The following is a 13,704-nucleotide window of genomic DNA, read 5'->3' as shown; positions in this document are numbered from 1 at the left end:
GCAACCGTGTCTACCGCGGCCGCCGCGCGATCCGGATACTGGTCTCATCCCGAACCCACTGGAGAGACCGATGAAACCGACCACCCTCGAACGCCTGCTGCTGTGCGCCGCCGTTGTTGCCACCTCAAGCGCCGCCCCGATCGCCTTTGCCGCACCCACGCTCGTCAAGGATGTGCGCGTCTTCGACGGCCAGGCCGTGCACGAGCGCCGCTCGGTGCTGTTCGATAATGGCGTCATCCTCGACGCCGACTTTCGCGGCGCGGCGCCAAGCGGTGCGCGCGTCGTCGAAGGCGCGGGCCGCACGCTGCTGCCGGGCCTGATCGACGCCCATACCCACGCCTTCCGCCTGTCCGAGCTGCCGGTGCTGTTCGGCGTAACGACCCAGATCGACATGTTCACCGACGTGCGCCTGCTGAAGAAGGCCAAGGACGAGATGGCGCAGGGCCGCAACCACCAGCACGCCGACCTGTTCTCGGCCGGTACCCTGGTCACCGCCCCGAACGGTCACGGCACCCAGTTCGGCGTGCCCATCCCCACCATCAAGAGCCCGCGCGAAGCCCAGGCCTTTGTCGATGCGCGCATCGCCGAGGGCTCGGACTTCATCAAGATCGTCATGGAAAGCGGCTACGGCTTTCCCTCGCTCGACCTGGCCACCGCGAAGGCCGTGATCGATGCGGCGCACCTGCGCGGCAAGCTGGCCGTCGTCCACATCGGCAACGAGAAGGATGCGCGCGCCGTACTGGAAGCGGGCGCCGACGGCCTGGTGCACCTGTTCCCCGGCGAGTCGGCCGACGCGCAAGGCCTGGCGGCGCTGGCGCGCCAGAAGGGCGCCTTCGTGATCCCGACTTTCACGGTCCTGGAAAGCATGGCCGGCTGGCGCGGCGACGACCTGCTCGCCACGCCGGCCCTGGCCGGCCTGCTCGACAAGGATGCGCAGGCGCCGCTCAAGGCGCGCTACGGCAATCAGGCGCGCCCGGCGAGGCTGGTGGCGCCCAGGGCGGTCGCCGCGGCGATGGTGAAAGCCGGCGTGCCGGTACTGGCCGGTACCGACGCCGGCAATCCGGGCACGCAGTACGGCGTCAGCATGCACCGCGAACTGGCGGCGCTGGTCGAGGCGGGCTTGACGCCGGTGCAGGCGCTGGCCGCAGCCACCAGCGTGCCGGCGAACGCCTTCAAGCTGGGCCGGCGCGGCCGCATCGACAAGGGCTACAAGGCCGACCTGCTGCTGGTCGAGGGCAATCCGGCGGCGGACATCCTTGCCACACGCCGCATCGTCGAAGTCTGGAAGGATGGCGCAAGCGCCAACGGCCTGCGCGAGGGCCAGCGCCAGCAGGTGGCCAAGGCGCAGCAGGGCAGTGCGAAAGCGCTCGCGCTGCCGCCGGACGGGCGCATCAGCCAGTTCAGCGACAAGCACCTGGGCAGCCCGGTCGGCATCGGCTGGGGGCCGTCGACCGACAGCTTCATCGGCGGTAAATCGACCGTCGTCCTGGCTGCCGGGCCGGCGCTGGCCGACGGCCAGGTGCCGCTCGCGATCAATGCGAAGGTGGCGCCGGGCCTGCCCTATGCCTGGGCCGGCGTGGCCTTCATGCCGGGCGCGCAGCCGATGCAGTCGGTCGACCTCGGGGCCGTCAAGACGGTGCGTTTCAAGGTGCGCGGCGACGGCAAGACCTACCAGATGATCGCGATGTCGCAAGGCGTGCAGATCCCGGGTACGAAAGCCTTCATGGCGGGGCCGGAATGGTCGGAGGTGAGCATCCCCTTGAGCGAACTGAAAGGCATCGATCCGGCGGCGGTCACCATGTTAGGATTCAACGCCGGCCCGCAGCCGGGCGACTACCGCTTCGAGATCGCCGACGTGCGCCTGCTGGCCCAATAACCATCACGACGACACACACCATGAACAGGATCGGCCAGGTGGCGAGCAGGATAATCAGGGGTTCGTGGATCCCGCCGGATATGGGCAAGATGCCGTACTTCTGGCTGCTCAGCCTCGGCTACCTGTCCTGGAAGTATGCCTATGTGGCGCCGACCGCCCTCGAGGCGGCGCTGCTGGCGCTGACCATCGTGGGGTTCATTCCGCTGTACTGCGCCAGCTTCTGGGCGCGCGGTTGGCAGGTGGGCGCTTGCATGGTCGCGGGCTGCGCGATCGGCCTGGCATGGATGCGCTGGAACGTCGGCGCGGCCAGCTTCTTCATCTTCGCCTGCGCCATGGCGGCCGGCATCCTCGACCTGCGGCGCGCGCTGCTGGCGATCCTGGGCGTGGTGCTGCTGGCGGCGCTCGCGTCGCTGCAGATCGAGCAGAAGCAGATGCGCTTCCTGTTCCTGATGCCGATCCTGACCGTCAGCCTGCCGGTGGGCCTCGGCGCCGTCATGGATGCGCGCCTGCGCCGCTCGCGCCAGGCGCTGGTGCGCAAGCAGGAAGAGGTCGAGCACATGGCCACCATCGCCGAACGCGAACGCATCTCGCGCGACCTGCACGACCTGCTCGGCCACTCGCTGTCGCTGATCGCGCTGAAGGCCGAGCTGGCCCGCAAGCTCGTGCACCGCGACGCCGACGCCTGCGCCCGCGAGATCGCCGACATCGAGGCCAGCGCGCGCCAGGCCCTGGGCGAAGTGCGCGCCGCCGTCAGCGGCTACCGCGAGAGCGGCCTGGCCCATGCCCTGGCCAGCGCGCGCGCCAGCCTGGCGGCGGGCGGCGTCGCGCTCGATGAGCAGGTCGACGCGCAGGCCACGCGCGCTCTGGCGCCCGCCACCGAACACGTGCTGGCGCTGGCCCTGCGCGAAGCGGTGACCAACGTCGTGCGCCATGCAGGCGCGCGCCGCTGCCGGCTGTCGATTGGCATGGAGGGTGGCAGCGTGGTGCTGCGCGTGGCCGACGATGGCGCCCACCTGCGCGACGGCGCCGAGCTGCGTCCCGGGAACGGCCTGGCCGGTATGCAGGAACGGGTGGCGTCCATCGGCGGGAAGCTGGCCCTGCGCGCGAATGCGGGCCTGGCGCTCGAACTGCGGGTGCCGGCGGGAGCACGCGCTTGAACCCGCCCAGGATCCGCATCGTGATCGCCGAAGACCAGGCCCTGGTGCGCGGCGCGCTGGCCGCGCTGCTCGGCCTGGAACCCGATTTCGAGGTGGTAGGACTGGCCGCCGACGGCAAGGACGCACTGGCGCTGTGCGAGCAGCTGCGGCCCGACATCGTGCTGACCGATATCGAGATGCCGCGCATGACCGGGCTGGAACTGGCCGCTGCGCTGGCCGAGCGGGCGCTGGCGAGCCGTGTCGTGATCGTCACCACGTTTGGGCGCAGCGGCTACCTGCGCCGCGCCCTGGCCGCCGGCGTACGCGGCTACCTGCTGAAGGACGCCCCGGCCGACAACCTGGCCGCGGCGATCCGCAACGTGCACGGCGGCGGGCGTGCCGTCGCCCCCGAGCTGGCGCTGGAGATCTGGGGCGGGGCGCAGGATCCGCTGTCCGAACGCGAACGTCAGGTGCTGCGCCTGGCGGGGGAGGGCCGCAGCAGCACCGACATCGCGCGCCAGGTGCACCTGTCGGAGGGGACGGTGAGGAATTACCTGTCGGAGGCGATCAGCAAGCTGGGGGCGGCAAACCGGATCGAGGCGTACCGGATGGCGCGCGATGCGGGTTGGCTGTAGGGGCCACGTCCCCGCGTGCGCCGCTGAGCTCGCCAATCTGTCATGATCCCTGGAAATCGTGACTGGAGCATGACGTGTGGTGGCAGCAAAGCTGGATGACAATACAACAGGAATTTTCCGACTTGGGCGACGTCGAATCGATTACCCGGCTGGTGGTGCGCCTGCTGGTGGCGGTGGTGCTGGGCGGCATACTCGGCTATGAACGCGAATCGGTCGGCGCCTCGGCCGGCCTGCGCACCCACATGCTGGTCTCGCTCGGTTCGGCCCTGTTCGTCATCATTCCGCTGCAGGCCGGCATGAAGATCGAAGACCTGTCGCGCGTGCTGCAGGGAATCACGGCCGGCATCGGCTTCCTCGGGGCCGGCGCCATCCTCAAGCAGAACAACAAGAACGATATCCGTGGCCTGACGACGGCGGCCAGCGTCTGGCTCACCGCCGCCGTCGGCATCGCTGCCGGCATGGGACGCGAAGCGACGGCGGTCGTGAGCGCACTGCTCGCCCTGGTGATCCTGGCGATCCTGCGGCCGATGAGCAAAAGCTGAACTGAAACCGCGGTCAGCCGCCCATACGTCTTCGGACGCAAAAAGCCCGCCAATTGGCGGGCTTTTTCGCTGACGGCCGCGCCCACGCTATCTGCGTAGTGCGCACCATTGTTTTATTTTGCGATCAAATAGCGCAGATGCTGCCGGCTTTCTCGCCTTTTGGCCCGGTCGAGCGCACGAACGACACGCGCTGGTTTTCGGACAGGCTTTTGAAGCCTTCGGATTGAATATCCTGGAAGTGGGCGAACAAATCGCCGCCGCCTGCGTCAGGCGTAATAAAGCCAAAGCCTTTTGCGTCGTTGAACCATTTGACGGTGCCAGTTTGAGTAGTCATTTACATTCCTTTTAGATTTGCATGGGCAACGATGCCCGAAATGCACATTCGACCAAGAGAGGGTGTAGCAGGAGGAAATCAAACAGGACTGCCAAAAGGCGAGACGGGAAAGAAAGACCAGCAAGAACAACGACTTGACGTAGTGCGAGGTGAACGATACACGGCTTTTCCCGAATATCCTAATTGTTTCTGAATTTAGATTCCCATTGTGCACGTTATCCGCCCCTTAAATAATCAGGAGGAATGGCTGTTAGTATGGGGTAACCGTTCGAAACGAATCTCGTTGAGAAAGGGTACACACAAGGATGGAATGGCAACGACAAAATATCGGCTCGGCAGCTTCATAAAAAATAATATGGAATCGATCCTCCAGGCATGGGAAGATTTCGCCCGCACGATCGAGCCGCCGGCATTGACGATGGACGACACTGAATTACGCGATCACGCTCGCCAGATGCTGCTGGTGTTCGCCGCGGATCTGGAAACGCCGCAATCCGAGGCGGAGCGCGCAGCCAAGTCGAAAGGTCTTGGCCAGCGCGGGGACGACGATACCGCCGCCGAAACCCATGCCGAAGCACGCCTGCGGTCGGGCTACACCGTCGTGCAGCTGGTGTCCGAATACCGTGCGCTGCGTTCGAGCGTGCTGACACTGTGGGCTGCGGACACCGACGACAGTCATCCTGCCCACATGGGCGACATCGCGCGCTTCAACGAAGCGGTAGACCAGGCCCTGGCCGAATCCATCGCGCGCTACGAATTCATGGTGAAGCAATCCCAGAACATGTTCCTTGCGATCCTCGGCCACGACCTGCGTAATCCCCTGGGCACCGTGGTGAGCGGGTCGAACTTCATGATGCAGGCCGTCGATATCCCCCCGAAGTATGTCCTGGTCGCCACGCGGATGTTCAATAGCGCCAAACGCATGAGCAAGCTGATCAACGACTTGATCGACTTCACGCGTACCCACCTCGGGCCAGGTATCCCGATCCGGGTCAGGGAAGGCAGCGTGGTCGCCGTATGCGAAGAGGTCGTCAACGAGCTGCGCACCTTTCATCCGGAGCAGACGATCGATCTGCATGTCCCGCCCCAGCTCGACGCCATTTTCGACGAGAGCCGTTTCGCCCAGGTGCTGTCCAACCTGATCGGCAACGCGATCCAGTACGGCGTCGCGGACGAGGCGGTGACGATACGGGTAACGGCGAATGAAAACGACCTGGTAATCGCGGTCAATAACCATGGCAAGGCAATTGCGCCCGACAAGCTGTCGAGCATTTTCGATCCCATGGTGCGCATCGCCGCGAACATCAACGCAACGAGCGACTACACCGAACGTACCAGCCTCGGCATCGGCCTCTTCATCTCGCGCGAGATCGTCCATGCGCATGGAGGACGGGTCGGACTCGCGTCCACCGAAGCCGAAGGCACGACGTTCACGGTCACCATGCCGCGCATGCCGAAGGGCTTCGTGTCCGACGAAACGGCAAAGCGCGTTCCCGGCCAGCGGGCGGCTTGATGCAGCTGGCGCCTGACGTGGACTGTAGTGGGGGCCAGGGCTGGTTGCCCGGCGGCGCAGCGATGGAGGAAATGCCCACAGTGAAGTGCAGCACCTTGACCCGCGTGCTGCGCCGGGTGCTGGTCGTCGACGACGAGCACGATCGTGCCGATCTGGTGGAAGCCCTGCTCAGTAACGACGGTTTGGAAGTGAGGGTGGCCTATGGCGCGGCCGAGGCATTGCAAATCCTGGAGAGCGATCCGGACATCGACGCCGTGTTTTCGGACATCATGATGCCCGGCATGACCGGCTTGCAATTGGCCGATGCCGTCGGCTATCTATACCCGTCGATCCGGGTAGTGCTGACCTCGGGATACACCTCGCCCGCCTTGATGGCCAGCCACGGCCATACTCACCTGTTTGTCCCTAAACCCTACCGGATCGAAACGGTGCTGAAGCTGTTACGCGACTAGGCTCGCGATCGATGTTCACGTAGTGCGCGCCAGCAAACGCGCGCCACATCCATCCCGCTTTGCTAGGATGCGCCCTAGAGGTGGATGTAGCGAGGCTATTGAATGTCAGGAAGCGCTAACCCAGCCGAGCGCGCCGATCCGCGTGCCAATGCTTATCTGGCCGCGCGGGTCGACGACGCCTTGAATTTGTTGCGAACGGATGGCATGTCGCCCGCGCTCGAGTTCATGCAACTCGTCGGGGTGCCGCGCAAGGTCGCATTGCGTGTGCTGTGCTCGCCTGCCCAGCAGCGCACGCGCGACCGGCGCCGCGTACCTAGATGAGCGAGATGCGCCCGATGCGCCGACCGCGTGCCGCCGTCTGGCGCGTGCCCATGGTTGCGCGCCGGGTGTAGAGTGCCATGGCGGCCAGCCGCCCTTACCAGCCCATCGAATGCCATCACGGAGAGCCTGTCATGTTCAGCCTGGACGATTTCAGTAAGCTGCAATTTCTCGAAGGCCGCTGGAAAGGGCAGAGCCCCGACGGCAAGGAATTCTTCGAGCAGTACGACCGGCTGGATCAGCGCACTTTCCGCTCGCGCCGCTTCAGCAACGCGGCCTTCGACCAGCACAGCGACGGCAGCACGATCACCTTCCTCGATGGCGAGGTCTTGTCCGAGTGGGGCAAGTTCACCTGGCGCGCCTCCGAGATCGGCGCCGACCACGCCACCTTCGCACCCGTGAACGCGCCCAGCCAGTTCATCTGGCGCCGCGTCGACGACAGCACCCTGGAAGCGCACCAGCGCTGGAGCACCGATGGCGACGGCGAGGAGCAGCATTACACGATCCGCATGACCCGGCTCTAGTGCCCGACGCTCTTCGAGAACAGGTTGATCACCAGGACGCCGGCAATGATCAGCCCGAGCCCGATCAGCGCCGGCAAATCCAGGTGCTGCTTGTAGACGACCCAGCTCACCACCGAGATCAGCACGATTCCCACACCCGACCAGATCGCATAGGCGATCCCGGTCGGCAGCACCCTCAAGCTGAAGGTCAGCAGATAGAAGGACGCGGCGTAGCAGACCACGGTCAGCACGCTCGGCCACAGGCGCGTGAAATTCTCCGTTGCCTTCAAGGCCGTGGTGCCGATCACCTCGACCACGATGGCGAGGGCGAGGAAGAGGTAGCTGTGGGTCAGGGTCATGGGCGTTCGATACCAATGAAAAAGCGGCCCGCGGGCCGCTTCGTGGATACGCTAAAACGTCTTACTGCTCGCGCTGCCACACTTGCGAGCGGCCGAACATCGGCGCGCCGATATAGCCGCGCACTTCGAGTTTCTGGCCGCCGTCGCGCAGCGTCGCCTTGCTCTTGTAGACCTTGCCCTTGGCCGGATCGAGGATCTCGCCGCCGGTGTATTCGTTGCCGTCCTTTTTCAGGCCCGAGACGATGGTCATGCCAACGATCGGCTGGTTCTTGCGCGAGTCGGTGCAGGCGCTGCAGGTCGGGTTCTGGTCTTCGTTCGGACCGCGGAACAGCTTTTCGATCTTGCCTTGCAGGGCGCCGTTCTCTTCGGTGACGCGCACCAGCGCCTTCGGCTTGCCCGTTTCGTCGTCGATGGTCTTCCACAGGCCGACCGCCGAATTGTTTTGCGCCCAGGCGGCGGAGGTGAACAGCATGGTGGCGATCAGGCCGGCTTTGATGAGGGTACGCATGGTGGTGTCTCCATTGTTGTGATGTCGCTGGCAGGCAGTGTAGCAAACCCTGCGCGCAACTTGCCAACAAAAACGTTGCCGGATGTTTCAGGCGCCCGGCAGTTCATGGCCGACCATGATGCGGTGGCCGTCCACCGTGCGCAGGCCGAACTCGCGCATGTCCCAGGGTTCGTCGCGCAGAGGCTTGACGATCTCGGCGCCGGCCGCCAGCGCGCGCGCATGCTCGGCATCGGCATCGGTCACCACCAGGTAGGCGAAATACGCATGGTCGCCGGTGTCGGCCGCGGGCATGGCGTCGGGACAGGCGCCGGCCATGATGCGGCAGCCGTCGCGTTCGAACATGCGCCAGCCGGGGTCGCCCATCTCGTGCACGGTAAAGCCGAGGGCGTCGCGGTAGAAGGCGGCGGAACGCGCAAGGTCGGGCACGGCCAGCACATACATGTGGTCACGGATCATGGTCTTCTTCCTGGGTCAAAAAAAAACGCGGCCCCCGGGGCCGCGTTCTTCATGGTGCGGGTTACTCCGCGGCCAGCTTGCTCAGCTGTTCCTGCATCTTGGCCAGGGTGGCCGAGAAGTTCGCGACGCGTTCCTTTTCCTGGGCCACGACGGCCGCCGGCGCGCGCGCGACGAAGCTCTCGCTCGACAGCTTGCCGTTGGCCTTGGCGATCTCGCCTTCCAGGCGCGCGATCTCCTTCGAGAGGCGCTCGCGCTCGGCCTTGACGTCGATCTCGACCTTCAGCATCAGCTTGGTCGTGCCGACGATCGACACTGCGGCCGGCGATTCCGGCAGCGCGTCGACGATCTGCACTTCGGCCAGCTTGCCGAGCGACGCGATGAAGGGCGCGAAGCCGGCCATGTTGGCGCGATCCTGGTCGTTGCCCGGCTCGACGATGAGGGGCACGCGCACCGACGGCGACAGTTTCATTTCGCCGCGCAGGTTGCGGGTCGCATTCGTCAACTCCTTCAGCTGCGCCATCCAGCCTTCGGCCTCTTCGCTGATCAGGGCTTCGTTGGCGATCGGGTAGGGCTGCAGCATGATCGAATCACCGGTCTTGCCGGCCATTGGTGCGATTGCCTGCCACAGCGCTTCGGTCACGAACGGGATCACCGGATGCGCCAGGCGCAGGATCACTTCCAGCACGCGCAGCAGGGTATGGCGGGTGGCGCGCTGCTGCGCCTCGGTGCCCTGCTGGACGGTGACCTTGGCCACTTCCAGGTACCAGTCGCAGTACTCGTCCCAGACGAACTTGTAGATGGCGCTGGCGATGTTGTCGAAGCGGTAGTCGGCGAAGCCCTTCGCCACTTCCAGCTCTGCGCGGTTCATCAGCGAGATGATCCACTTGTCGGCCGGCGACAGGTCGGCGTCATCCGGCTTGCCGCAATCCTTGCCTTCCGTGTTCATCATCACGAAGCGGGTCGCGTTCCACAGCTTGTTGCAGAAGTTGCGGTAGCCCTCGGCACGGCCCAGGTCGAAGTTGATGTTGCGGCCTAAGGAGGCGTAGCTCGCCATGGTGAAACGCACGGCGTCGGTGCCGAAGGCCGGGATCCCGCTCGGGAACTCCTTGCGGGTCGCCTTGGCGATCTTCTCGGCGGCGCGCGGATCCATCAGGCCGGCGGTGCGCTTGTTCACCAGCGACTCGAGGTCGATGCCGTCGATCAGGTCGATCGGGTCGAGCGTATTGCCCTTCGACTTCGACATCTTCTGACCCTGCGAATCGCGCACCAGGCCGTGCACGTAGACGGTCTCGAAGGGCACCTTGCCCGTGAAGTGCGCCGTCATCATGACCATGCGCGCGACCCAGAAGAAGATGATGTCGAAGCCGGTCACCAGCACCGACGAGGGCAGGAACATCTTCATGTCCGGCGTCTCTTCAGGCCAGCCCATGGTCGAGAAAGGCACCAGGGCCGAGGAGAACCAGGTGTCGAGCACGTCCTCGTCGCGGCGCAGCGCGCCGGTGATGCCTTGCGCGGCGGCTTTCGCCTTGGCTTCTTCCTCGTCGCGGGCGACGATGATGTTCCCAAGCTCGTCGAACCAGGCCGGAATGCGGTGGCCCCACCACAGCTGGCGCGAGATGCACCAGTCCTGGATGTTGCCCAGCCACTGGTTGTAGGTCGTGCTCCAGTTCTCGGGCACGAACTTGATCTCGCCGCTGGCGACCTTTTCCAGCGCCACTTCGGTGATCGACTTGCCCGGATTGAAGGTGCCGCTAGGGGCCGGCTTGGTCATGGCGACGAACCACTGGTCGGTCAGCATCGGCTCGATGACGACGCCGGTACGGTCGCCGCGCGGCACCATCAGCTTGTGCGGTTTGACCTGTTCGAGCAGGCCGAGGGCTTCGAGGTCGGCCACGATCTGTTTGCGCGCGGCGAAGCGATCCAGGCCCTGGTACTTGGCCGGGGCGTTCTCGTTCATCTTCGCGTCGAGCGTCATGACCGTGATCGGCGCCAGGCCCCCGCGCTGGCCGACGGCGTAGTCATTGAAGTCGTGGGCCGGCGTGATTTTCACGCAGCCGGTGCCGAATTCCTTGTCGACGTAGTCGTCGGCGATGATCGGGATTTCGCGCTCCGTCAGCGGCAATTTCAGCAGCTTGCCGTGGAGGTGCGTATAGCGCTCGTCGGTCGGATCGACCGCCACGGCGACGTCGCCCAGCATGGTCTCGGGACGGGTGGTGGCCACCGTCAGGTGACCCGAGCCGTCGGCCAGCGGGTACTGGATGTACCACATCGAGCCGTCTTCCTCGACCGAGTCGACTTCCAGGTCGGAGACGGCGGTGCCCAGCTTCGGGTCCCAGTTCACCAGGCGCTTGCCGCGGTAGATCAGGCCCTGTTCATAGAGGCGCACGAAGACCTCGGACACGACTTTCGAGCGCGTCTCGTCCATCGTGAAGTATTCGCGCTTCCAGTCGGGAGACGCGCCCAGGCGGCGCATCTGGCCGGTGATGGTGTTCCCGGATTGCTCCTTCCACTCCCAGACCTTCTCGATGAATGCGTCGCGGCCGAGGTCGTGGCGCGAAATCTTCTGGGCGTCGAGCTGGCGCTCGACCACGATTTGCGTCGCGATGCCGGCGTGGTCGGTGCCCGGCACCCAGGCGGTGTTATAGCCGCGCATGCGGTAGTAGCGCGTCAGGCCATCCATCACGGTCTGGTTGAAGGCATGGCCCATGTGCAGCGTGCCCGTCACGTTCGGCGGCGGCAGCTGGATGCTGAACGATGGTTTGTCGGCGTCGAGGGTGGCGGTGAAATACCCGCGCTGTTCCCACTCGGCGCGCCAGTATTGTTCGATGTCGGCTGGCTCGAAAGACTTGGCTAGTTCCATGATGTGATGGCGTTTGAATGTGCGAAAAGAACCATTATAGAGGAGGCGGGCGGGGATGCGCTCCCGGCCCGGCCCCAAATTAATCTCTTGTAAAGATAATCGGAGACGCTATAATCCGCTCGCTGCCACACGGCAGCAAACGCTAGGGGTCCTGCGCATCGAAACGCTGCGCGGGTGAGAAATACCCTCCGAACCTGATCTGGATAATGCCAGCGAAGGGAAGCTTTCGAGACATGGAACGTGCGCCCGCACGCCCCGCCTTGCGCCTCCTTTGCTGGCTCCTACGCAAAGGAGCCGCATGAATGCACGAATGAAGTTCGACGCAGCCACCGCCACGGTGGACACGAACGCGATCACCCCCTTCCCGAACTCGACCAAGGTCTTCATCGAAGGCAGCCGCCCCGGCATCCGGGTGCCGATGCGCGCCGTCGCGCAGAGCGACACGCCGGCCAGCTTCGGCGGCGAAGCCAATCCCCCGATCTTCGTCTACGACACCTCGGGCCCCTACACCGATCCGGCCGCCGCCATCGACATCCGGCGCGGCCTGCCGGCGCTGCGGCGCGGCTGGATCGTGGAGCGTGGCGATACCGAGGAGCTGCCCGGCCCGAGCTCGCACTACGGCCAGGAGCGCCTGCGCGACGCCAGCCTCGACGCGCTGCGCTTCGAGCTGACGCGCACGCCGCGCCGCGCCAAAGCGGGCGCCAACGTCACCCAGATGCACTACGCACGGCGCGGCATCGTCACGCCCGAGATGGAATTCGTCGCCCTGCGCGAGAACCTGCGCCGCAAGGAATACCTGGCGCAGCTGGAAGCGAGCGGCCCGATGGGCAGGCGCACGGCCGAACTGCTGGGCCGCCAGCATCCGGGCCAGTCCTTCGGCGCTTCCATTCCCGCCGAGATCACGCCGGAATTCGTGCGCGAAGAAGTGGCGCGCGGGCGCGCCATCATCCCGGCCAACATCAACCACCCGGAAAGCGAGCCGATGATCATCGGCCGCAACTTCCTGGTGAAGATCAACGCCAACATCGGCAACTCGGCCGTCACCTCCTCGATCGGCGAAGAGGTCGACAAGATGACCTGGGCGATCCGCTGGGGCGCCGACAACGTGATGGATCTGTCGACCGGCAAGCACATCCACGAAACGCGCGAATGGATCGTGCGTAACAGCCCGGTACCGATCGGCACGGTGCCGATCTACCAGGCGCTGGAAAAGGTCGACGGCAAGGCCGAAGACCTGACCTGGGAAATCTACCGCGACACCCTCATCGAACAGGCCGAGCAGGGCGTGGATTACTTCACCATCCACGCCGGTGTGCGCCTCGCGTATGTGCCGATGACGGCCAAGCGCCTGACCGGCATCGTGTCGCGCGGCGGCTCGATCATGGCCAAATGGTGCCTGGCCCATCACAAGGAATCCTTCCTCTACACGCATTTCGAAGAGATCTGCGCCATCATGAAACAGTACGACGTCGCCTTCAGCCTGGGCGACGGGCTGCGCCCAGGCTCGATCTACGATGCCAACGATGAAGCCCAGCTGGCCGAGCTGGCCACCCTCGGCGAGCTGACGCAGATCGCGTGGAAGCACGACGTGCAGACCATGATCGAGGGCCCGGGCCACGTGCCGCTGCACCTGATCGAGGAAAACATGCGCCTGCAGCTGGAGAGCTGCCGGGAAGCGCCGTTCTACACCCTGGGCCCGCTCACCACCGACATCGCGCCCGGCTACGACCACATCACCTCCGGCATTGGCGCGGCCCACATCGGCTGGTACGGCACCGCCATGCTGTGCTACGTGACGCCGAAAGAGCACCTCGGCCTGCCCGACAAGGCGGACGTCAAGGACGGGATCATCACCTACAAGATCGCCGCGCACGCGGCCGACCTGGCCAAGGGCCACCCTGGCGCCCAGATCCGCGACAACGCGCTGTCGAAAGCACGCTTCGAGTTCCGCTGGGAAGACCAGTTCAACCTCGGCCTCGACCCGGACAAGGCGCGCGCCTTCCACGACGAGACCCTGCCCAAGGAGTCGGCCAAGGTGGCCCACTTCTGCTCGATGTGCGGCCCCCATTTCTGCTCGATGAAGATTACCCAGGAAGTGCGTGCCTACGCCGCCGCCAAGGGCATCGGCGAGGACGGCGCGCTGGCCCGGGGCATGGAGGAAAAGGCAATCGAATTCGTACGCGGCGGCGCCAAGCTGTACCGCGAGCTATGA

14 protein-coding genes and 1 riboswitch are annotated in these 13,704 nt (G+C 65.3%); of the genes, 9 read left to right on the top strand and 5 right to left on the bottom strand.

The window, feature by feature from the left end:
• The first annotated feature begins 70 nt into the window (after window positions 1–70).
• The 4 genes from ASF77_RS10710 to ASF77_RS10695 all read left to right on the top strand — a co-directional run bounded on the left by ASF77_RS10710 (window position 71) and on the right by ASF77_RS10695 (window position 4,189).
• Complete coding sequence (locus ASF77_RS10710) at window positions 71–1,876, top strand: CIA30 family protein (RefSeq protein ID WP_082493703.1); 1,806 nt, start codon at window positions 71–73, stop codon at window positions 1,874–1,876.
• 80 nt (window positions 1,877–1,956) lie between these two features.
• On the top strand, window positions 1,957–3,033 hold the full coding sequence (locus tag ASF77_RS10705; protein ID WP_229445377.1) for a sensor histidine kinase: 1,077 nt from the start codon (window positions 1,957–1,959) through the stop codon (window positions 3,031–3,033).
• Window positions 3,030–3,647 carry a response regulator transcription factor gene (locus ASF77_RS10700; RefSeq protein ID WP_229445376.1) on the top strand — a complete coding sequence of 206 codons (618 nt, stop codon included), beginning with the start codon at window positions 3,030–3,032 and terminating at the stop codon, window positions 3,645–3,647. The genes ASF77_RS10705 and ASF77_RS10700 overlap by 4 nt, the downstream gene beginning before the upstream one ends.
• Window positions 3,648–3,742: 95 nt before the next feature.
• Complete coding sequence (locus tag ASF77_RS10695; protein ID WP_056338828.1) at window positions 3,743–4,189, top strand: MgtC/SapB family protein; 447 nt, start codon at window positions 3,743–3,745, stop codon at window positions 4,187–4,189.
• A gap of 124 nt (window positions 4,190–4,313) precedes the next feature.
• Here ASF77_RS10695 and ASF77_RS10690 read toward each other — a convergent pair whose 3' ends face one another.
• Window positions 4,314–4,523, bottom strand: coding sequence for a cold-shock protein (locus tag ASF77_RS10690; protein WP_056338825.1), 210 nt, complete (start codon window positions 4,521–4,523; stop codon window positions 4,314–4,316).
• A 310-nt stretch (window positions 4,524–4,833) separates the two neighbouring features.
• Between ASF77_RS10690 and ASF77_RS10685 the strand changes: the two genes are divergently transcribed.
• From ASF77_RS10685 to ASF77_RS10675, 4 genes are all read left to right on the top strand, one after another.
• Window positions 4,834–6,036, top strand: coding sequence for a sensor histidine kinase (locus tag ASF77_RS10685; protein ID WP_082493702.1), 1,203 nt, complete (start codon window positions 4,834–4,836; stop codon window positions 6,034–6,036).
• 71 nt (window positions 6,037–6,107) lie between these two features.
• On the top strand, window positions 6,108–6,488 hold the full coding sequence (locus ASF77_RS10680) for a response regulator (protein ID WP_082493720.1): 381 nt from the start codon (window positions 6,108–6,110) through the stop codon (window positions 6,486–6,488).
• A 102-nt stretch (window positions 6,489–6,590) separates the two neighbouring features.
• On the top strand, window positions 6,591–6,809 hold the full coding sequence (locus ASF77_RS24270) for a hypothetical protein (protein ID WP_156648837.1): 219 nt from the start codon (window positions 6,591–6,593) through the stop codon (window positions 6,807–6,809).
• Between the two features lie 131 nt (window positions 6,810–6,940).
• Window positions 6,941–7,330: a hypothetical protein gene (locus ASF77_RS10675; protein WP_056338819.1), complete on the top strand. Its 390-nt coding sequence runs from the start codon at window positions 6,941–6,943 to the stop codon at window positions 7,328–7,330.
• On the opposite strand, the gene ASF77_RS10670 is transcribed toward ASF77_RS10675, so the two are convergent.
• From ASF77_RS10670 to ASF77_RS10655, 4 genes are all read right to left on the bottom strand, one after another.
• Window positions 7,327–7,668 (bottom strand): SMR family transporter, encoded by a 342-nt coding sequence (locus ASF77_RS10670; RefSeq protein WP_056338817.1) that lies wholly within the window; start codon window positions 7,666–7,668, stop codon window positions 7,327–7,329. The two genes, ASF77_RS10675 and ASF77_RS10670, sit on opposite strands and share 4 nt — an antisense overlap.
• Before the next feature lie 61 nt (window positions 7,669–7,729).
• Entirely contained in the window at window positions 7,730–8,176 is a 447-nt protein-coding gene (locus tag ASF77_RS10665) for a DUF2147 domain-containing protein (RefSeq protein WP_056338816.1), read from the bottom strand.
• 87 nt (window positions 8,177–8,263) lie between these two features.
• Complete coding sequence (locus tag ASF77_RS10660; RefSeq protein WP_056338813.1) at window positions 8,264–8,632, bottom strand: glyoxalase/bleomycin resistance/extradiol dioxygenase family protein; 369 nt, start codon at window positions 8,630–8,632, stop codon at window positions 8,264–8,266.
• Window positions 8,633–8,693: 61 nt separating this feature from the next.
• Window positions 8,694–11,492: a valine--tRNA ligase gene (locus ASF77_RS10655; RefSeq protein WP_056338811.1), complete on the bottom strand. Its 2,799-nt coding sequence runs from the start codon at window positions 11,490–11,492 to the stop codon at window positions 8,694–8,696.
• A 134-nt stretch (window positions 11,493–11,626) separates the two neighbouring features.
• Window positions 11,627–11,730, top strand: a riboswitch (TPP riboswitch).
• A 60-nt stretch (window positions 11,731–11,790) separates the two neighbouring features.
• Between ASF77_RS10655 and thiC the strand changes: the two genes are divergently transcribed.
• Entirely contained in the window at window positions 11,791–13,704 is a 1,914-nt protein-coding gene (gene thiC, locus ASF77_RS10650; protein ID WP_056338809.1) for a phosphomethylpyrimidine synthase ThiC, read from the top strand.

The sequence above is a fragment of the Massilia sp. Leaf139 genome (assembly GCF_001424165.1).
In the GTDB taxonomy this organism is placed as follows: Bacteria; Pseudomonadota; Gammaproteobacteria; order Burkholderiales; family Burkholderiaceae_D; genus Telluria.
Note: the sequence above shows the minus strand (reverse complement) of the source record. Positions and strands in the feature narration are given on the sequence as shown.

Bases quoted from the DNA above. Each gene is read 5' to 3' on its own strand.
- ASF77_RS10710 (WP_082493703.1), top strand. From the start codon at position 71: ATGAAACCGACCACCCTCGAACGCCTGCTGCTGTGCGCCGCCGTTGTT.
- ASF77_RS10705 (WP_229445377.1), top strand. From the start codon at position 1,957: ATGGGCAAGATGCCGTACTTCTGGCTGCTCAGCCTCGGCTACCTGTCC.
- ASF77_RS10695 (WP_056338828.1), top strand. From the start codon at position 3,743: ATGACAATACAACAGGAATTTTCCGACTTGGGCGACGTCGAATCGATT.
- ASF77_RS10690 (WP_056338825.1), bottom strand. From the start codon at position 4,523: ATGACTACTCAAACTGGCACCGTCAAATGGTTCAACGACGCAAAAGGC.
- ASF77_RS10685 (WP_082493702.1), top strand. From the start codon at position 4,834: ATGGCAACGACAAAATATCGGCTCGGCAGCTTCATAAAAAATAATATG.
- ASF77_RS10680 (WP_082493720.1), top strand. From the start codon at position 6,108: ATGCCCACAGTGAAGTGCAGCACCTTGACCCGCGTGCTGCGCCGGGTG.
- ASF77_RS24270 (WP_156648837.1), top strand. From the start codon at position 6,591: ATGTCAGGAAGCGCTAACCCAGCCGAGCGCGCCGATCCGCGTGCCAAT.
- ASF77_RS10675 (WP_056338819.1), top strand. From the start codon at position 6,941: ATGTTCAGCCTGGACGATTTCAGTAAGCTGCAATTTCTCGAAGGCCGC.
- ASF77_RS10670 (WP_056338817.1), bottom strand. From the start codon at position 7,668: ATGACCCTGACCCACAGCTACCTCTTCCTCGCCCTCGCCATCGTGGTC.
- ASF77_RS10665 (WP_056338816.1), bottom strand. From the start codon at position 8,176: ATGCGTACCCTCATCAAAGCCGGCCTGATCGCCACCATGCTGTTCACC.
- ASF77_RS10660 (WP_056338813.1), bottom strand. From the start codon at position 8,632: ATGATCCGTGACCACATGTATGTGCTGGCCGTGCCCGACCTTGCGCGT.
- ASF77_RS10655 (WP_056338811.1), bottom strand. From the start codon at position 11,492: ATGGAACTAGCCAAGTCTTTCGAGCCAGCCGACATCGAACAATACTGG.
- thiC (WP_056338809.1), top strand. From the start codon at position 11,791: ATGAATGCACGAATGAAGTTCGACGCAGCCACCGCCACGGTGGACACG.